We start from the raw sequence: 18,334 nt of genomic DNA on the forward strand, positions 1-18,334 counted from the left end.
CCCTTTTCAACGGAGCCCCCCGCCCCGATGCCCGATACCAGGATCAGCGAACTTCCGGCCGTCTCCACCCTCCACGACATGGACATCACGCCCTTCGTGCAGGGGATCGGCACCTCGCCCGAGACGCGGCGCGCCACCTTCGGCCAGCTTCGCGCCGCCGTGCACGCCGACCGGCCGCTGCACGTCCGCGACTTCGGCGCGGAGGGCAACGGCACCACCGATGACGCCGCCGCCATCCAGGCCGCACTGAACGCGGCTTCCGCCGCCGGCGGCGGGGTGGTGATGTTCGGCCCGCGCCGATACCTCGTGGACAGCGCGGACATCGTCATTCCCGCCAACGTCACCCTGCGCGGCAGCACCGATCCCGGTGGCTGGCGGGTGAACAACGACTACACCGCCCTGCCCTATTGCGTGCTGCTGAACCCCCTCCGCACCATACGCCTGCGCCGCAACGCGTGCCTGGAAGGGGTCGCCGTCCTGCGCAAGGGGCTGGTCGCGCCCGCCACCCTGCGGGACGCGCTCGACGGGGTCGCTGCCTTCTCCGGCACGGCGATCAGCATCGGCGACGGAACCACGGGCAGCAGCGCCACCAACGCCACCGATGCCGCCGTGCGCGGGCTGCTGATCATCGGCTTCAACTGGGGCATCCACAGCAACGGCGCCAGCCGCACCCGCATCCTGGACGTGATCGGCGACTGCACCAACGGCCTTTATCTCGGCAAGTCCTACGACATCGCGCACAGCGAGCGCATCAACTGGCACCCGCTCCACACCACCGGGCGCAGCTTCTCCTCCGCTTCCTTCACGGTGTCGGGCTGCGCGAACAACGGCGCGGGCCTGGTGCGGCTCACGCTGTCCGCCGCGCACGAGCTGCGCGCGGGGGATGTCGTGGTGGTCGGCGGCGTCGGCGGGGTCGGCGCGGCGAACGGGCGCTTCACCGTGGCCGCGGTGCCAGGCGCCACCACGCTGGACCTGTCGGGCAGCGTCTTCTCCGGCGCCTATACCAGCGGCGGCACAGTGAACCCGATGCCGAACCACCGGCGCGGCAAGGGCTTCCACATCTATGACGCCGACATGCCGAACTTCGTCAACTGCTTCGACTTCGGCCACGACATCAGTTGGCACCTGGACGACCTGACCCATTCCGCGCAGTTCGTGAACTGCGGCCTGGACGGCATGGTGGTCGATCCCGCCACCGTCGGCGTGCAGATCTCGGGCCAGGCCAACCGCAACAAGTGGTTCGGCGGCTTCTGGTCCAGCAAGGGCCGCGCGCTGGTGGTGGACGTGCAGTCGGCCGACCAGAACACCATCTCCGGCGTGATGATGCCCTCGGGCTCCGGCCGCTCGGTGGAGCTGCTGGACGGCGGGCTGGTGCTGATGGGCTGCGACATCTACGGCGCCGTCTATCTCGCCGACAACGCGGACAGCCTGCAGATCCTGGGCTGCGACCTCAAGAGCGCGAGCTTCACGGGGCAGAGCCCGGCCGCGCTGCAGAAGCTGCAGGTCTCGGGCAGCCGGATGGCGTCGGGCGTGGGCATCAGCCGCGCGATCGGCGGGCAGTCGGAGCTGGCGGCGATCTCGGCAGCGGGCGCGGTGGAGACGCGCGTTTCCGCCCGCAGCGACGGCGTGGTGGCGGTGCACCGGCGCAGCACCGGCGCGGGCGCGATGCTGCGCCTGCACGGCAGCGCCGACACGGCCGCCGCCTCCCTCAGCGTGACGGGCACGGATGTGTTCCTTTCCGGCGATGCCAGCCTGAACCCCAATGCCGCCATCAACTTCGGCGGCAGCGGCATGACACAGCCGATGTCGCTGCGCCTGCGGCGTCTCTCCGCCGCGCCCGTGGCCAATGACCGCCTCTTCAACCTCGATGCGAACGGCCTGAACAGCGGCGCGGCCGAGGTGACCTTCGGGCGCATCGGCGCGATCGCCGAGGGCGTGACGGCGGGGGCCGAGGCCGGGGCCATCGTGGTGGAGACGCGCGCGGCCGGCGTGCTGGCCGAGCGGCTGCGGGTCGCCTCATCCGGCGCCGTCACCCTTTCCGGGCCGCTGACCCTGCCGGCCGATCCGGCATCGGCCATGCAGGCGGCCACGCGGAACTACGTGGACAACAGCTTCACGCAGCGCGCCATGCCGGTCGTGGCGCTGGCGGCCGCGACGCCGCTGGTGTTCGCCACGCACAACGCACGGATGCTGGTGGCCAATTCCGGCACGAGCCTGTCGCTGGACTGGGCGAGCACGGGGAACGGCTTCTCCTGCCTCGTGGTGAACCGCTCGGGCACGGATCTCGCGGTTGCTCTCACGGGCTTCTCCGCCGCCATCGCGAACGCCGACGGCTACACCAGGATCCGCGCGGGGGGCGTTGCCAGCCTGATCGTCTACTCGCCCGACGGCGGGACCACGAAGCTCTGCCACCTGACCGGCGCGGGGGCCCCCTGATGATCGGGACCACACCCGTCATCCTCGCGCTGGGGGGCGGACCGGTCCGCCTCCTCGGCGCGGGGGCCATGCTGTTCTCGCTCGGCTTCGCACGCGCCTCCGCCGCCAGCGGCCGCGGCGCGGACGACGCCACCTTCCTGATGGCGGCCGCCGGGACCGCCCGCTTCCAGGGATCGGCGCGGCGGCTGCTGGTGGAGGGCGCGCGCACCAACGCCATCCGCAACCCGCGCGCGGAAGGGGCGACGGTGGGCGGCGCCGGCTCCTCGGCGCTGCCGGGCTTCTGGGGGAACTTCTCCTCCGGCGGCCTGACCGCGACCGTCGCGGGAACGGGGACGGCCAGCGGCCTTCCCTACCTCGACCTCGCCTTCACCGGGACCACCTCCGGGACCAGCGCCGCCTTTTCCTTCGACACGGCGAGCCTGGCCGTCACCGCCGGCCAGCAGGTCACGCACAGCGTCTATCTGGCGCTGGTGGGCGGAAGCCTCGCCAACCTGTCCTCCGTGAACAACCGCAACGTGACCTCGGGCGGCACGGGCACGGCGAGCCAGAACGTGCTGGCCAGCCTGTCGGGCGCACTCACGCGCTTCGGCAGCACCGTCACGGCGGGAGCCGGCGCGACCGCCATGCAGCACTACCTGTCCTTCAGCTTCGCCCCGGGGGCGGCCGTCAACTTCACGCTGCGGATCGCCTGCCCGCAAATCGAGTGGGGTGCCTTCGCCTCCTCGCCGATCCTGCCCGCGGCCGGCGCGCCCGCCGTCACGGCGCGGGCCGCCGACGTGCCGAGCTGTGCCCTGCCCCCGCAGGGAACGCTGGTGGGCACCTTCCTGCTGCCGCAATCCGCGCCGGCCGGCCTGGACCAGGGGCTGTTGCAGCTCGATGACGGAACGGACACCAACCGCCTCGTGCTGCAGAATGCCGGTGGCGGCAACGCCGTGCAGGCCCTGGTGGCCTCGGGCGGGAGCACGCTCGCGACGCTGGCCGCCGGAAGCATGGTGCCGGGCACGGCCTTCCGTGCCGCGATCGGCTGGAACGCCGCCGGGGTCTCGGCCTGCCTCGGCGGAGGCGCGGTGCAGTCCTCGGGCACCCTGCCGGCCGGGCTGTCCCGGCTGCTGATCGGCCACGCCTCGGCGGGCCTCGGCCGTGCCGCCTTCGGCGAGGCCGGTCCCCTCGACCTCCATGCCACGCGCCTGCCCGACGCCGCCCTGCAGGCCCTCACGTCCAACTGAACGGGAGACACCCATGTCCGACCTGACCGACTACGCACGCAACCTGCTGGCGCGCGCCGTCTGCGCCCGCGCGCCCAGCCTTCCCTCGGCCGTCTATGCCGCGCTCGGCACCGGCGGCACCGCGGCGGCGGGGCTGGCCGGCGAACCGGCGGGCAACGGCTATGTCCGCCAGCGCGTGACCTTCACCGGCACGGGCATCCAGCGCAACGCGGAGGCGCTGCGCTTCGTCTTCTCGGCCTCGGCCGGCACGCTGACGCATGTGGGGCTCTACGACGCCGCCTCGGGCGGGAACCCGCTGCTGGTCTCCCCCCTCGCCTCCCCCGTGGCCATGACGGGGACGGGCACGGTGACGGTGCCCGCCGAGAGCCTGGTGGTGAACCCGACCTGAGCCGGAATTCCCGCCGGGGCTAGTGCCAGTCCCGGCTGCCGGGGAAAGCGGGGCCGCGCGGGTCGGGCCGGTGGTCCGTCCCGCGCGAGACCTCGTCGGCGCGGGCCATCGGGACGGGAACGGGGCCGAGCAGGTGCAGCCCGTCCAGCAGGTCCGAGCGGTCCTCCAGCTTCCGTCCGAGAAGGTGGACGATCGGCACCGCGCCCTCGTCGAAGCGCTCCACCCGCCCTTCCGCCAGCAGCAGGCGGGCGGCCACCACGGGGGCGCGGTGGGCCGCGATGGTGTCGGCGTGCAGCACCAGGTTCACCGTGCCGAACTCGTCCTCCAGCGTGAAGAACACGGTGCCGTGGGCGGTGCCCGGGCGCTGGCGCACCAGCACCAGCCCCGCCACGTGCATCCGCTGCCCCTGCCGCCCCGCCGCCACCGCGCGGCTGTCGCGTGCGCCGATCTCCGTGAGCCGGTCGCGCAGCAAGGCCAGGGGATGCGCGCGCAGGCTGAGGCCGGTGGCGCCGTAGTCCAGCACCGTCGCCTCTCCCTTTGTTTCCGCTGGCAGGCGCGGCGCCGCCTCGGCCGCGAGGAAGAGCGGCAGGGGCGGCGGCCTGTTGCGCTCAACCGCCGCCGCCTCCCACAGCGCGCGCCGGCGATCCAGGCCCAGGCCGCGAAAGGCGTCCGCCCGCGCCAGCGCTTCCAGCGCGCCCCGGTCCAGCCCGGCCGAGGCGAGCGAGGCAGGGGAAACATCCGGGCGGCGCGCGACGATCGCCTTGCCCTCGGCCTCGGACAGGCCGGACACCAGGCGCAGCCCCAGGCGCAGCGCCCATCCCTCCCCCTCCCGTTCCAGCGTGCAGTCCCAGTCGCTCACCGTCACGTCGGCGGGGCGGACCGGCACGCCGTGCTCGCGCGCGTCGCGCACGATCTGCGCGGGCGCGTAGAAGCCCATGGGCTGGCTGTTCAGCAGCGCCGCCGCGAAGGCCGCGGGGTGGTGGCGCTTGATCCAGGCGGAGATGTAGACGAGCTGCGCGAAGGAGGCCGCGTGGCTTTCGGGAAATCCGTAGCCGCCGAAGCCGCGGATCTGGGAGAAGCAGCGTTCCGCGAAACCGGGTTCGTAGCCGCGCCGGATCATGCCGCCCACGAACTCGTCGTGAAAGGTGTCCAGCTTGCCGTCGTGCTTGAAGGAGGCCATGGAGCGGCGCAGCTCGTCGGCGCGGGACGGCGTGAAGCCGGCGGCCACGATCGCCATCTCCATCGCCTGTTCCTGGAACAGCGGCACGCCCAGCGTTTTCTCCAGCACGGCGCGCAATTCGGGCTTGGCGTAGTCCACCGCCTCCCGGTTGTTCCGGCGGCGCAGATAGGGATGCACCATGTCGCCCTGGATCGGGCCGGGGCGGACGATCGCCACCTCGATCACCAGGTCGTAGTACTCGCGCGGGCGCATGCGCGGCAGCATGTTCATCTGCGCCCGGCTTTCCACCTGGAACACGCCCAGCGAATCCGCGCGCGACAGCATGGCGTAGGTTTCGGGATCGTCCTGCGGCACCGATTGCAGGTCGTGGTCGATGCCGTCATAGCGCCGCAGCAGGTCGAAGCCGCGCCGGATGCAGGACAGCATCCCGAGCCCCAGCACATCCACCTTCAGCATGCACAGCGCGCCGATGTCGTCCTTGTCCCATTCCACGGTGTGGCGGTCCTTCATGGCCGCCTTCGTCACCACGGCCAGCTCCGTCAGCCGGCCGCGGGTGATGACGAAGCCGCCGACATGGGTGGCCAGGTGGCGGGGAAAGCCCTGCAGCTCCTCGGCCAGGTCCATCGCCAGCCCCAGGCGCGGGTCGGCATCGGGATCCAGCCCCGTGGCGCGCGCCACGTCCCGCAGCCCTTCCGCGCCGTCGTGCCAGGAGGCCTTGGCGAGCCGGCCCGTGATGTCGTCGGACAGGCCCATGGCGCGGCCGACCTCGCGCACGGCGCTGCGGGTGCGGTAGCGGATCAGCGTGGCGGCGATGGCGGCGCGGTCGCGGCCGTAGCGCTGGTAGATGTGCTGGATCACCTCCTCGCGCCGCTCGTGCTCGAAGTCGATGTCGATGTCGGGCGGCTCGCCGCGCGCGTCGCTCAGGAAGCGGGCGAAGAGCAGCCGGTGCTTGGAGGGATCGACGGCGGTGATGCCCAGCACGTAGCAGACGGCCGAATTGGCCGCCGATCCCCGCCCCTGGCAGAGAATGCCCTTGCTTCGCGCGAAGCGGACGATCTCGTGCACCGTGAGGAAGTAGGGGGCGTAGCCGCGGCGCTCCACCAGCGCCATCTCCTCGGCGATCTGGGCCGCGACCTTCGGCGGCGTGCCCTCCGGCCAGCGCGCCGCCACGGCCTCCGCCACGCGGCGCGCCAGGGTTTGCTGCGCGGACAGGCCGGGTTCCAGAATTTCGTCGGGGTATTCGTAGGACAGGTCGCGCAGGCTGAAGCGGCAGGCCTGCACCACCCGCAGCGTCGCCTCCACCGCTTCCTCGTGGCCGGCGAAGAGGCGGCGCATCTCCCGGGCGGATTTCAGGTGCGCCTCGGCGTTCGGGGCGGCGTGCAGGCCTAGCGCGTCCACCGTCACGCCCCGGCGGATCGCGGCCACCACATCGGCCAGGCGCCGGCGCGAGGCAACGTGCATGCGCGCCCCTCCCGCCGCCAGCAGCCCGGCCCGCGCCCCCCCGGCCATGGCGGAAAGGCGCCGCAGCCGCAGGCGGTCATCCCCGGCGAAGCGGTGCTGCGCGGCCAGGAACAGGGGCAGCGCGAGCGCGCGGCGCATCGCGGCCGCGTCGCGCCGCAGGCGATCCGCGAAGTCCTCCCCGGCGCCGTCGGGCGGCAGCATGGCCATCACCTGCCCTTCCGCCGCCGCGACCAGGGCGTCGCGCGGGATGCGGCACTCATCCTTCTCCCCGGCCATGCGGGCGTCGGACAGCATTTGCGCCAGGCGCGAATAGGCCGGGCGGTCCGTGGGCCAGACCAGGAACTCCTGCCCGTCCTCCAGCGCCACGCGGCAGCCGGGGACGAAGCGCAGCCCGGCTTCCTCGGCCGCGACCATGCCGCGCACCAGGCCCGCGAAGGAGTTGCGGTCGGCGATGCCGATGGCGGCATGGCCCAGCGCCTTCGCCGCCGCCACCAGTTCCCAGGGGTGGGAGGCACCCTCCAGGAAGGTGAAGTTCGACATCGCGCCCAGTTCCGCGAAGCCGGCGTCCGCAAGGCCGGTTCCGGGATGGGCGCTCACGGCATCAGGCCGTGCAGGAACCACCCGCCCTCGCTTGGTTCACCCGCCCGACAGATCCAGAACCGGCGCCCATCCGCCATCTCCAGCCGGTAGTAGTCGCGCATCGGGCGTCCCGGGCGATCCCGCCACCATTCGGGCGCCAGCCGCTCCGGCCCCTCGGCCGCGCGCACCTGGAACCAGGTGCCGCGCCAGCGGATGCGGAAGGGTGGGTCGTCGGGCAGCACGGCCATGGCCTCCAGCCGCTCCGGCCGGCGCAGCAGGCGGAGCGGGCGCAGACGGGGGGACCACCCCTCCGGAATCCGGTCCTCCAGCGCCGGCATGGGGGAGAATGGATCGGCGCGCTCCACCGCTCGCTCGGGCCAGTGGCTCGCGCGCGGGCGCAGGCGCCAGGCGGGCAGGCGCTGCTCCACGCGGTCCAGCAGGGCGATCAGGGCATCGCGCCCGTCCTCCCCGTCCAGTCCCGACTGCACAGCGGCCATGGGTTCGGTTTCGCCGGCCATCAACGCGATACGGTCGAAGCCGAAGCCGGGCGATAGCGCCTCCAGCTTCGGGGAAAGCAGGCGGGCCAGGTGGCGCGGGTCGCGACTGGCCTGGCCAAGGCCGGCCGACACCTCCTGCACGCCGCCATCCGCCCGGTGCGCCCGCAGCAGCAGGCGCCGCAGCCCCCTCCCCTCCTCCGCCAGGCGCGCGCAGAGCAGAACGAGGAGGCGCTCCGCCGCGATGTCGATGGCGGCGCGGGTGATCAGCGGTTCCTCGAAGTCGAAGGCGACGTGGCGGTCGGGCACCGGGCGGATGCTGCGGAAGGGCTCCGCCGCAGCGCCGGTGGCGCGGTCCAGCGCCAGCGCCAGCCCGGCCCCGAAGCGGCGCACCAGGGGGCCACGGGGCTGAGCCACGAGATCCCCGATGCGGTGCAGGCCCAGCCGGGCCAGGGCCAGGTGGGGCAGTTCCCCGCCGACAGGCCGAAGGGCCGCGACGGGGAGCGGCGCCAGGGCCGCCAGTTCTTCCCCGGGGGGGACCAGGGCTGGAATGCCGCAACGGGCCAACGCCATGGCAGCGCCCGCGCTGCCCGCAACCGCGCCGGAGGCCGCGTGGCCCAGCCTCGCCAGCCCCGCCACGGCACGGCGCAGCACCGCCTCCTCCCGGCCGAGCACGCCCTCCGTGCCGGCGATATTCACCAGCAGCCCGTCGGGTGGGTCGAGGGCGACCAGCGGGGCGATCCGCAGGGCCCAGAGAGAGAGTTCCTGCAGCCGTGCCGCCATCCCCTCAGGCCTGTGAGGGTGGACGCCAACAGCGGGCACCATGGCCTGGGCATCACCCAGCGCCTGGCCGGGGTGCAGGCCCAGCGCCGCGGCCTGCGGGTTGGCGGCCGCGACCAGTCGCCGGTTTCCGACCGCGTGCCAGGTGAGCACGGGGCCGGCGAGGCGCAGGGACCCGCCACACAGAACCTCCGTTCCCAGCCAGGGCAGGTGCAGGGCGAGGATACGCGGCCTGGCCGCCTCGAAACCCTGGGGGACGGCCGCTGCAGCGTGGGCGGGCAACGCATCGCCCTGCGCTGCTTCGGGCAGGCTGGGAGGTTGGCTGGCTCGGCCCCCCAGGTGCCCTTCCGCCTGGGCAAGGACACCCGGGAATGGAGATGGAAAAGCCGAATCGGGGATCATCGTTCCCCAAATGTTCCGCTCCGCGCCGTCCTTGGCAAGCCGTCTCCCCAGGTGCCTCCCGTTCAAGGAGCGGGCAAACCGCGGCGGATCGGCCGCTGCGGCAGCCAGAGGAGAATGGTTTGCAAGGAACAAACCCGTGAGAAGAATTCCCAAACCGAATCCAACCAGTCATCTAGCCCCAAAAATACATCACAATGTTGTGAATACTGGCAAAGCTATGATTTCTCAGGCCTGACTTCAGAGCGGAGAAGCCCGTCTCCCCTGCCATTGCCCGGCTTAACAGAGTAGCGTGCCACCACCGTCACGATCCTCGTGCATTCTGCCAAGCCGCGGCGCAGTTCATGGAACCGGATATGAGCGAGAGGGGCTATCTCTTATCGGCCAAGCAGCGGCCCTCAGCCGGGCTGGAAGGGCCGCACGAGGATATTTTATCTGCCATCAGCGAGTTGGCCGATCATGTGCGGGCCAGCAACCTCAGGCACGCGGACGATCTGCTCACGGAGCTTCTGGTGCTGCTGCACACCCGCAAACAGGACTGAGCCTTCCTCACACAAGCGGCTTTCCCACGCGTGGCAGGCGCCGCAAGGTCCTGGTCTATCCGCCCCCGGCACTTTGCCTGTTTGCCTTACCAGGTCCTGATCCGGGCTGTGCGCCGCACCGGCAACGTCGCCGGCCAGCCCAATGGCTCTGCCAGCGCGGGATATGTGTTCCGGAACCCGCTGCTATTCGCGCCACGGCGTTCTGGACGGTTTTCCTGCGGGAAGAGCCCGGTCCAGCGATCCCCACCGAATCTGTGCTGAAGCAGGCCAGCCGACCACCGCCCACGAAACGAAATTCCGCAAAAAAGGCTGTTCGGCGGATGCGCTGGAATGGTGCTGCCAGAGAGGATTGAACTCTCGACCTCTCCCTTACCAAGGGAGTGCTCTACCACTGAGCTACGGCAGCGTACCGGTGGCTAACGCCCGGAGCGTCTAGCCGCACGCTCTGCCCGGCGCAACCCCTTCCCTCCTCAATCCATCACACGGCGGCAACGGGCGGCGGCACGACCCCACCGACGGCCGACATGGCGCCATGTAGGGTATCAGCACCGTGTTCGTATCTGGGGACCAAGCCAGTTCCGGCCGGCACCCTTCTCCCCGGGGCGCACCCAAGTCCCCGGCCCGTCGAGTGCTCTTCCACCTCTCTCGTTTCATGCGGCCGAGCACCGGGATCGCCACCAAAAAAGGGTGACGCGAAGTTCGCCCGCGCCCCAAGCGTGGCTCCACACCAACCCAAACTATCGCACAATCGAAACGGGACGCCTTCTGCCCGCTTATCCAGAAAAGTTGCAGCTGGCACGACAATGTGTTCTGACAGAAAGCTACACGATTGGCTTAATGGGCTGCCGAACAACAAACCGAAAAATAGGAACGCCAATGCTCTGGATGCTGGCCGCGGTGGCTGTGGCGCTGGTTTGGACAGTAGCCTCCGTCGGCCAGGCGCTGCTTGCGATCTGGATCGATGAACAAGCCGACATCAACCGAAAAGATCGCATCAGGAAGCGTCGTGCCGGAGAAGGGCTTGCTTGGCGGGACATGCCTTATCATACCGATGCCGCCGAGAAGTCCGAAACGCCCACCGGACTGCCGATAGGGGCTGTGAGCGGACCAGGCTGAATTCATCCATTGACAGTACAGCAATGAAAGGGCCGGGTGCCAATGCACCCGGCCCTTGTTACTTAGAAGTTACGCGTTCGTTCTCGCCGACCCGGTTCAGGCCTGCGGCGTCGCCGCGCGCCGGCGCACCAGGCCCATGCCGAGCAGCCCCATGCCGAACAGGGCAAGGGATGCGGGCTCGGGCACGGCCACGATCTGAGCGGAGGCGTTCAGGCTGGCGCCAGCGCCGGTGAAGGTGGCGGTGATCACCACCGTCTCGGAGAACAGCGGCCCATTCAGGGTCGGGTTGGCCAGCATGGCGCCGGAAGCGTTGGTCGGGCCGCTGGTGTAGGTGTTGGAAGCCAGCAGCTGAGAGGTGCCGAAGGCCGTGTTCGCGGCATCCACATAGGACGCGATCGTGACGCTGCTGATGGCGCTGCCGTTGATGAGGAAGTTGGCAGTGAAGCTGCTCGCCAGCGCGGCCAGCGGTGTCCCGGCGCTGGCGCTGTCAAGGCCGGTCTGCGTCACTTCGAAGGTCAGGGTGTGCGAACCGCTGAAGTTGCCGATGCTGCTGACGCTGGTGGTCTGCACGTCCAGCGCCGGCTGGGCGATCTGCGGGAAGCCCAGCGAAAGGGCGCTCAGGAAGGTGAAGTTGTTGCCCACGCCGCTGATGAACAGGGTGCCGGTGCTCGAGGTGGTCATGGAACCCGGCACCAGGCTGCCATCCTCGAAGATGCGGGCGGAAAGGTCAGGGGCGGCCTGCGCCTGGGAGGTGAGTGCTGCCGCGAAGATGGCGGCGGCGGCGAGGAGGAGCTTGCGCATGGAATGGAGGTCCTTGTTGCTGCGGTCACGGGCGCATCGTTGCGTCCTTACGAACCGTAATGGCAACGTCCATGCCACTGAAAATTACGCTTTGAAATCAAAGTGTTGGCTTTCAATTTACGCGCAAATTCCAGATGATGTAATGTATTCCGACAAGCCCGCAGGAATCGTTACACGAATGCCGAACATCGTTTCTTGAAAGTAGGACATAGTTTCCACACCGGACACATGAAATATCCGTGGGCTTGCGAAACGGTTCACCCCGCGGCCATGCTTTGCCTGGCAAGCGGGCGACGTGGACGCTGCCTGCGTCACCCCGGCGGTTCTGCCGACAACTGTGGCCCTGCGGTGCCGATCCATGGCTGGGCCATGGTGTCAGCGCCGCGCGAACCCCGCTGTTCCCGGGGCGTCGTTTGCCGACCGAAGGTCGAGCACCCTCTCGCGCGCGGCCTGGTAGGCGTCCTCGGCGCTCTTGAACCCGGTGCCGACGCCCACGGACAGTCCGCACTCCCGCGCCAGGCGCCACCGCCATTTATGCGGGCCGAAGCCGCCCCGCTCCACCACGATCCGCACCTCCTCAGAGCCTGGATCTCCGCTCTTCATCCCCAAAACCTTTCGTTCCGGATACGAACCGCCGCAGCCCTCACTATTCCGTGATCACCTCCTGTCGCAAGATAAATCTGCAGGCATGGACAACTGTGGGGCACGCCTTGCAGCCGGAGGCGGGCGCTACCGGGCCTGGTACTTCCGGCGAACCGGCGGAACCGCGCTTGACCGGGGCGCCAGGGCACCCGAAGCCTTGGCTGCCATGACCGACGAACCACCCGCCCCACCGGACCCGCGCCGCGCCCCCGCATCCGCCACGGTTGCCCAACTCTCGGCCCGCGAGCAGCGCCTGGCCGCCGCGTTGCGCGAGAACCTGAGGCGCCGCAAGGCGCAGTCGCGCGAGCGCGCCACGCCTCCCTCCCCTCCTCCGAAGGAAGGTTGAGGCCAGGGAAGGCACGGGGCGCGGCACCCGGCGCTGCGCCTCCCGCCCGGTTGCCCGCCCGCCGCCCAGGGGCTATCCCCCCCCGCGCGCACCCCGCCTGCCTGATATTTCGCGGAAGCGTCCGAGGGAAAACCAGCCATGCCCATCATGCCCGATCACTGGATCCGCCGCATGGCGACGGAGCAGGGCATGATCGAGCCCTTCGTGGAGGCCCAGCGGCGGGAGGGCGTGATCTCCTACGGCCTGTCGTCCTACGGCTACGACGCGCGCGCCGCCGGTGAGTTCAAGATCTTCACCAATGTGGACAACGCCTTGGTGGACCCCAAGCGCTTCTCCGACGACAGCTTCGTCAGCCGCGCCGGCGACACCTGCATCGTGCCACCCAACTCCTTCGTGCTGACGCACACGGTCGAGTACTTCCGCATCCCGCGCGACGTGCTGGTGATCTGCCTGGGCAAGTCCACCTATGCCCGCTGCGGGCTGATCGTGAACGTGACGCCGCTCGAGCCCGAATGGGAGGGCCAGGTGACGATCGAGATCAGCAACACCACGCCCCTGCCCGCCCGCATCTACGCGAACGAGGGCATCTGCCAGTTCCTCTTCCTCAAGGGAGAGGGCCCCCCGGACGTGTCCTATGCGGACCGCGCCGGGAAATACATGCATCAGCGCGGCGTCGCGCTGCCGCGGCTCTAGGAAGCACACACCATGGACCGCATCCGCCTCCGCGGCGGCCGCCCCCTGCGCGGCAGCATCCCGATCGGCGGCGCCAAGAACGCCGCCCTTCCGCTGATGGCCGCGGCCCTTCTCAGCGAGGGGCCGCTGGTGCTGACCAACGCGCCCGCCCTGGACGACACCCGCACCATGGCCGGGTTGCTGGCGCAGCACGGGCTTTCGGTGGAGCACGACACCATCGCCCGCACCATGACGCTGGGCGGCACCGCGACCAACCTCGTCGCGCCCTATGACCTCGTGCGGAAGATGCGCGCCTCCGTCCTCGTGCTGGGCCCGCTGCTCGCACGCTATGGGGAGGCGAAGGTCTCGCTGCCCGGCGGCTGCGCCATCGGCACGCGCCCGGTGGACCTCCACCTCAAGGGGCTGGAGGAGATGGGCGCCAAGATCGACCTCGATTCCGGCTACATGAACGCGACCGCCCCGGGCGGCCTGCGCGGCGCGAAGGTGTTCTTCACCCAGGTGTCCGTGGGCGCCACCGAGAACCTGCTGATGGCCGCGACCCTTGCCGACGGCATGACGGAACTCGTGAACGCGGCGCGCGAGCCCGAGATCGACGACCTCGCCCACTGCCTCATCGCCATGGGCGCGAAGATCGAGGGCATCGGCACCGACCGCCTGCGGATCGAGGGCGTGAAGGCGCTGCACGGCGCCACCCACCCGATCGTGCCGGATCGCATCGAGGCCGGCACCTTCGCCTGCGCCGCCGGCATCACCGGCGGCGAGGTGCTGCTGGAGGGCGCGAAGCTCGAGCACCTCGGCACCGTCGCCCGCGTGCTGCGCGAGGCCGGCGTGGAGGTGGAGGAGGCCCCCAGGGGCGTGGTCGTGAAGCGCCTGTCCGGGCTGCGCGGCGTGGACGTGATGACCGAGCCCTTCCCGGGCTTCGCCACCGACATGCAGGCGCAGTTCATGGCGCTGATGGCGGTGGCCGAGGGTGCCTCGATGATCACCGAGACCATCTTCGAGAACCGCTTCATGCACGTGCCCGAGATGAACCGCATGGGCGCCCGCATCAACGTCCACGGATCGTCCGCCATCGTGCGCGGCGTGTCCCGCCTGTCCGGCGCGCCCGTCATGGCGACCGACCTGCGCGCCTCCGTTTCGCTTATCCTGGCCGGGCTGGCCGCGGGCGGCGAGACGATCGTCAACCGCGTCTATCACCTGGACCGCGGCTACGAGCGCCTGGAAGCCAAGCTGGCGGCGGTGGGGGCCGACATCGAGCGGCTTCCCGGCTGACCGGTCCGGTTCATCGGCGCCGTTTTGAAAGTTGTAACAGGAGGATCCCAGCGACGCTGGACCCCGCGAGTGGAGATCGTTAGCATCTCGAAATGCTGAGACTCAGCGCCATTTAAGGGAGGATCGCCGCCTTGGCACAGCTTATCAACGGCCTCGGCGGAGCGGCTGGCTTCGGCGAGAACCTCCTCGCGCGCAATGACGACGACTCCACCGGCCTCGTCAGCCTCGCCGAGGCCTTTCCGGCCGGCCTCGACTTCTTCGGCGTCAGCTACACGGGCCTCTACGTCAACAACAATGGCTCGGTGACCTTCGCCGCCCCCACCGACGACTACACGCCGACCGCGATCACCGGCACCACCAACAATCCCATCATCGCCCCGTTCTGGGCGGATGTGGACACGCGGCTGATTGAAGGCGGAATCGCGGGCGGCACCACGCCGGGCGGCACCAGCCTTGGCACCGACCTGATGTACTACGACCAGGACGCCGCCACCGGCACCTTCACCGTGACGTGGGACGACGTCGGCTATTTCGACGGGAACACCGACAAGCTGAACGCCTTCCAGCTCCGCCTCACCCGGTTCGGCAGCACCGACTTCTCGATCGAGTTCCGCTACGAGGACATCAACTGGGTCACCGGCGATGCCTCGGGCGGCACCGGCGGGCTGGGCGGCCGGGTGGCGCGCGCCGGCTATTCCTCCGGCAACGGCGTCAACTTCCTGGAGCTTTCCCAGTCTGGCAACCAGGCCGCGCTGCTGAACCTCGCCTCGGCGTCCAATGTCGGCGAGCCCGGCGTCTACCGCTTCGACGTCCACGGCGTGACGACCGCCCCGGTCGCCAGCACGCCATCGGACGAGGTCTTCTCGGGCCAGGTGGGCGCCCTCAACACCGTCAGCTTCGCCAGCGGGTTGCGCTCCGCCTCGATCGCCACGGGCACCAATGGGCCGCGGCAGGTGAGCAGCCCGGGCTCCGGCTCCGACACCCTGTTCTCGATCGAGGTGCTGTCCTTCGTGGATGGCCGCATGGTCTACGACCCCGGCGACGTGGCGGCGCAGGTGGCGCGTCTCTACCAGGCGGCGCTGGGGCGCGGCGCCGACCAGGCGGGGCTGAACGGCTGGATCGACGCGCTCCGGCACGGCGCCTCGCTCGACCAGATCTCGGAAGGCTTCCTCGCCAGCGACGAGTTCCTCCTCCGCTATCCCGGGGCGGGCGATGTGACGGTCTATGTCACTCAGCTCTACGCCAACGTGCTCGGCCGCGGGCCGGATCCGTCGGGCCAGTCCTTCTGGCTCGGCCAGCTCGGCACCGGCGCCATGAACCGGGCGCAGGTGCTGACCTCCTTCTCGGAAAGCAACGAGAACCTGCTGAACACCGCGCCGCTGGTGGCCGCCGGCATCTGGGACCGGGACGAGAACGCGATCGTCGTGGCCCGCCTCTACGACGCGGTGCTGGGCCGCGCGCCCGATGTGCAGGGGCTGGCCTGGCACGCCGGCAGGCTGGCCGGCGGCACGGCGCTCTCGACGGTGGCGGACGACTTCGTGGGCAGCAACGAGTTCCAGTCGGTCTATGGGGCGCTCGCCAACCCGGAATTCGTCGAAAGGCTGTACCTCAACACGCTGCACCGCCTGCCCGACCCGGACGGCCTGAACGGCTGGGTCGGCTTCCTGGCGCAGGGTGGCAGCCGCACCGATGTGGCGATCGGCTTCTCCGAGAGCCTGGAGCACGCCCTCAACACCGAGGCCGCCATCCAGCCCGGCTCGGGCTCCTTCGGCATCCTGTTCATCTGAGGCGGACGGGAAGGAGCCGGGCCGGCTCCTCCAGGGCCAGGACCTGGCGCGCGCCCGGCCGCACCGGCCCGCTGATGGCAGTCCTGCCCAGGGCGCGCTTTTGCCCGCCGATGGGGCGGTGCTAAGAGCGCCCCCACCATGACCGTCCAGTTCGCCGCCCCTGCCCTGGCCGCCCCGCAGGCCACCACCGGGCTCATCCTCGCCCTGCCCAAAGGCCGCATCCTCAAGGAGGTGCAGCCCATCCTCGCCCGCGCGGGGCTGGTGCCGGGCAGCGACTTCGATGACGAGGACAGCCGCCACCTGCGCTTTCCCACCAACCATCCCGGGCTGGACGTGGTGCGGGTGAGGCCCTTCGACGTCGCCACCTTTGTCGCGCATGGCGGGGCGCAGATCGGCATCTGCGGGGCGGACGTCCTGATGGAGTTCGACTACCCCGAGATCTACGCGCCGCTGGACCTCGGCGTCGGCCGCTGCCGCGTGAGCGTCGCCGGCCCGGCCGATGACGCGGTGGAGGAGGAGGCCGGGCGCTGGTCGCGCGTCACCGTCGCCACCAAGTACCCGGGCATCGCCCGCCGCCACTTCGCCGCCCGCGGCGTGCAGGCGGAGGTGGTGCACCTCAATGGTGCCATGGAGCTGGCCCCCTCCCTCGGCCTTGCCCGCCTGATCGTGGATCTCGTGCAGACCGGCTCCACCCTCAAGGCGAACGGCCTGGTGGAGCGCGAGGTGATCGCCCCCGTCACCTCGCGGCTGATCATCAACCGCACGGCGCTCAAGACCGAGCCCGAGCTGATCGGCGGCTGGCTGGCCCGCTTCCGGGAGGCCCTGGCGGCATGAAGCGCCTCGACACGCGCGACGCCGGCTTCGAGGCCGGCTTCGCCGTCCTGCTGGACATGGCGCGCGACACCACCGCCCGCGTGGACGGCGCGGTGGCGGAGATCATCGGCCGGGTCCGGGCCGAGGGCGACGCCGCGCTGCTGGACCTGACCGCCCGCTTCGACCGCTGGCAGCCCCGCGATGCCGCGGCGCTGCGGGTGACAACGGCGGAGATCGACGCGGCCACCGCCTCCATCCCCGCCGGCCTCATGGCCGCGCTGGACACCGCCGCCGCCCGGATCGAGACCTTCCACCAGGCCCAGATGCCCGCCGACGTCACCGTGCCGGACCCGGCCGGGCTGCTGCTGGGCATGCGCTGGGGCGCGGTGGACGCCGCCGGCCTCTACGTGCCCGGCGGCAAGGCCGCCTATCCCTCCTCCGTGCTGATGAACGCCATTCCCGCGCGCGTCGCGGGCGTGCCGCGCGTGGCCATGGTGGTGCCGACCCCGGACGGGGAGCTGAACCCGCTGGTTCTGGCCGCCGCCCGCCGCGCGGGCGTGACCGAGGTCTGGCGCATCGGCGGCGCGCAGGCCGTGGCGGCGCTGGCCTGGGGCACCGCCAGCATCGCCCCCGTGGACAAGATCACCGGCCCCGGCAACGCCTATGTGGCGGAGGCCAAGCGCCAGGTCTTCGGCCGCGTGGGCATCGATTCCATCGCGGGCCCCTCGGAGGTCGTGGTGCTGGCGGACGGCGCCCAGGACCCCGCCCGCGTGGCGATGGACCTGCTGGCCCAGGCCGAGCACGACGAGGCCGCGCAGTCCATCCTGATCACCGACAGCCCGGCGCTGGCCGAGGCCGTGCCGGTGGCGGTGGAGGCGGCGCTCGCCACCCTGCCCCGCGCCGCCATTGCCGGGGAATCCTGGAGCCGCCACGGGGCGGTGATCCTGGTGCGGGACTGGGCGGAGGGCGCCGCGCTCACGGACCGCCTGGCGCCCGAGCACCTTCAGATCATGACCGCCGATCCCACCGGCCTGTTCGCCCGCATCCGCCACGCGGGCGCGGCCTTCCTCGGCCCCTGGTGCCCGGAAGCGCTGGGCGACTACGTGGCCGGGCCCAACCACGTGCTGCCCACCGGGCGCACCGCGCGCTTCGCCTCGGGGCTCTCGGTGTTCGACTTCCTCAAGCGCACCACCTGGATCGCGGCGGAGGAAGCGGGGCTGCGCGCCACCGGCCCCGCCGCCGTGGCGCTGGCCCGGGCCGAGGGGCTGGAGGCCCATGCGCGGAGCATCGCGGGCCGGATCGGCATGGCCTGACACATCCATGGGGGGGCTTCCCGCGGGCCTGCCGCAGGGCACCAATGCGTGCACGAAGCCGCCATT

At 70.9% G+C, this 18,334-nt stretch carries 15 protein-coding genes and 1 tRNA gene; 11 read left to right on the forward strand and 5 right to left on the reverse strand.

Annotation, left to right across the window (positions count from 1 at the left end; translation table 11 throughout):
• The first annotated feature begins 27 nt into the window (after positions 1 to 27).
• The 3 genes from ACFFIC_RS05855 to ACFFIC_RS05865 are packed head-to-tail and all read left to right on the forward strand — an operon-like array spanning position 28 to position 4,050.
• Positions 28 to 2,436, forward strand: coding sequence for a glycosyl hydrolase family 28-related protein (locus ACFFIC_RS05855; RefSeq protein ID WP_377049198.1), 2,409 nt, complete (start codon positions 28 to 30; stop codon positions 2,434 to 2,436).
• Entirely contained in the window at positions 2,436 to 3,662 is a 1,227-nt protein-coding gene (locus tag ACFFIC_RS05860) for a phage head spike fiber domain-containing protein (RefSeq protein ID WP_377049199.1), read from the forward strand. Before ACFFIC_RS05855 ends, ACFFIC_RS05860 begins: the two co-directional genes overlap by 1 nt.
• Positions 3,663 to 3,675: 13 nt before the next feature.
• Positions 3,676 to 4,050 (forward strand): phage tail fiber protein, encoded by a 375-nt coding sequence (locus ACFFIC_RS05865; RefSeq protein ID WP_377049200.1) that lies wholly within the window; start codon positions 3,676 to 3,678, stop codon positions 4,048 to 4,050.
• A 19-nt stretch (positions 4,051 to 4,069) separates the two neighbouring features.
• On the opposite strand, the gene ACFFIC_RS05870 is transcribed toward ACFFIC_RS05865, so the two are convergent.
• Together ACFFIC_RS05870 and ACFFIC_RS05875 are read right to left on the reverse strand one after the other, a co-directional pair.
• On the reverse strand, positions 4,070 to 7,288 hold the full coding sequence (locus ACFFIC_RS05870; protein ID WP_377049201.1) for an error-prone DNA polymerase: 3,219 nt from the start codon (positions 7,286 to 7,288) through the stop codon (positions 4,070 to 4,072).
• A complete protein-coding gene (locus ACFFIC_RS05875) occupies positions 7,285 to 8,826 on the reverse strand; it encodes a Y-family DNA polymerase (protein WP_377049202.1) in 1,542 nt (513 codons plus the stop codon). The genes ACFFIC_RS05870 and ACFFIC_RS05875 overlap by 4 nt, the downstream gene beginning before the upstream one ends.
• A gap of 473 nt (positions 8,827 to 9,299) precedes the next feature.
• Between ACFFIC_RS05875 and ACFFIC_RS05880 the strand changes: the two genes are divergently transcribed.
• A complete protein-coding gene (locus tag ACFFIC_RS05880) occupies positions 9,300 to 9,485 on the forward strand; it encodes a hypothetical protein (protein WP_377049203.1) in 186 nt (61 codons plus the stop codon).
• 331 nt (positions 9,486 to 9,816) lie between these two features.
• On the opposite strand, the gene ACFFIC_RS05885 is transcribed toward ACFFIC_RS05880, so the two are convergent.
• Positions 9,817 to 9,891, reverse strand: a tRNA-Thr gene (locus tag ACFFIC_RS05885).
• A 470-nt stretch (positions 9,892 to 10,361) separates the two neighbouring features.
• Here ACFFIC_RS05885 and ACFFIC_RS05890 point away from each other — a divergent pair.
• Complete coding sequence (locus tag ACFFIC_RS05890; protein ID WP_377049204.1) at positions 10,362 to 10,601, forward strand: hypothetical protein; 240 nt, start codon at positions 10,362 to 10,364, stop codon at positions 10,599 to 10,601.
• A 96-nt stretch (positions 10,602 to 10,697) separates the two neighbouring features.
• Here the strand turns inward: ACFFIC_RS05890 and ACFFIC_RS05895 are convergent, their stop codons facing one another.
• Positions 10,698 to 11,402: a PEP-CTERM sorting domain-containing protein gene (locus ACFFIC_RS05895; protein ID WP_377049205.1), complete on the reverse strand. Its 705-nt coding sequence runs from the start codon at positions 11,400 to 11,402 to the stop codon at positions 10,698 to 10,700.
• 375 nt (positions 11,403 to 11,777) lie between these two features.
• On the reverse strand, positions 11,778 to 12,005 hold the full coding sequence (locus ACFFIC_RS05900; protein WP_377049206.1) for a hypothetical protein: 228 nt from the start codon (positions 12,003 to 12,005) through the stop codon (positions 11,778 to 11,780).
• 205 nt (positions 12,006 to 12,210) lie between these two features.
• On the opposite strand from ACFFIC_RS05900, the gene ACFFIC_RS05905 reads away from it, so the two are divergent.
• The 6 genes from ACFFIC_RS05905 to hisD all read left to right on the forward strand — a co-directional run bounded on the left by ACFFIC_RS05905 (position 12,211) and on the right by hisD (position 18,268).
• The gene (locus tag ACFFIC_RS05905; RefSeq protein ID WP_377049207.1) at positions 12,211 to 12,390 is read left to right on the forward strand and encodes a hypothetical protein; all 180 of its coding nucleotides are present in this window, start codon (positions 12,211 to 12,213) and stop codon (positions 12,388 to 12,390) included.
• A gap of 138 nt (positions 12,391 to 12,528) precedes the next feature.
• The gene (dcd, locus tag ACFFIC_RS05910; RefSeq protein WP_377049208.1) at positions 12,529 to 13,083 is read left to right on the forward strand and encodes a dCTP deaminase; all 555 of its coding nucleotides are present in this window, start codon (positions 12,529 to 12,531) and stop codon (positions 13,081 to 13,083) included.
• A 12-nt stretch (positions 13,084 to 13,095) separates the two neighbouring features.
• Positions 13,096 to 14,355 (forward strand): UDP-N-acetylglucosamine 1-carboxyvinyltransferase, encoded by a 1,260-nt coding sequence (gene murA, locus ACFFIC_RS05915; RefSeq protein ID WP_377049209.1) that lies wholly within the window; start codon positions 13,096 to 13,098, stop codon positions 14,353 to 14,355.
• A gap of 131 nt (positions 14,356 to 14,486) precedes the next feature.
• A complete protein-coding gene (locus ACFFIC_RS05920) occupies positions 14,487 to 16,142 on the forward strand; it encodes a DUF4214 domain-containing protein (RefSeq protein WP_377049210.1) in 1,656 nt (551 codons plus the stop codon).
• Positions 16,143 to 16,280: 138 nt separating this feature from the next.
• Entirely contained in the window at positions 16,281 to 16,976 is a 696-nt protein-coding gene (gene hisG, locus ACFFIC_RS05925; protein WP_377049211.1) for an ATP phosphoribosyltransferase, read from the forward strand.
• Entirely contained in the window at positions 16,973 to 18,268 is a 1,296-nt protein-coding gene (gene hisD, locus ACFFIC_RS05930; RefSeq protein WP_377049212.1) for a histidinol dehydrogenase, read from the forward strand. Before hisG ends, hisD begins: the two co-directional genes overlap by 4 nt.
• The last annotated feature ends 66 nt before the right edge of the window (positions 18,269 to 18,334 follow it).

It is taken from the genome of Muricoccus vinaceus, assembly GCF_042433125.1.
Classification (GTDB): Bacteria; Pseudomonadota; Alphaproteobacteria; order Acetobacterales; family Acetobacteraceae; genus Roseomonas; species Roseomonas vinacea.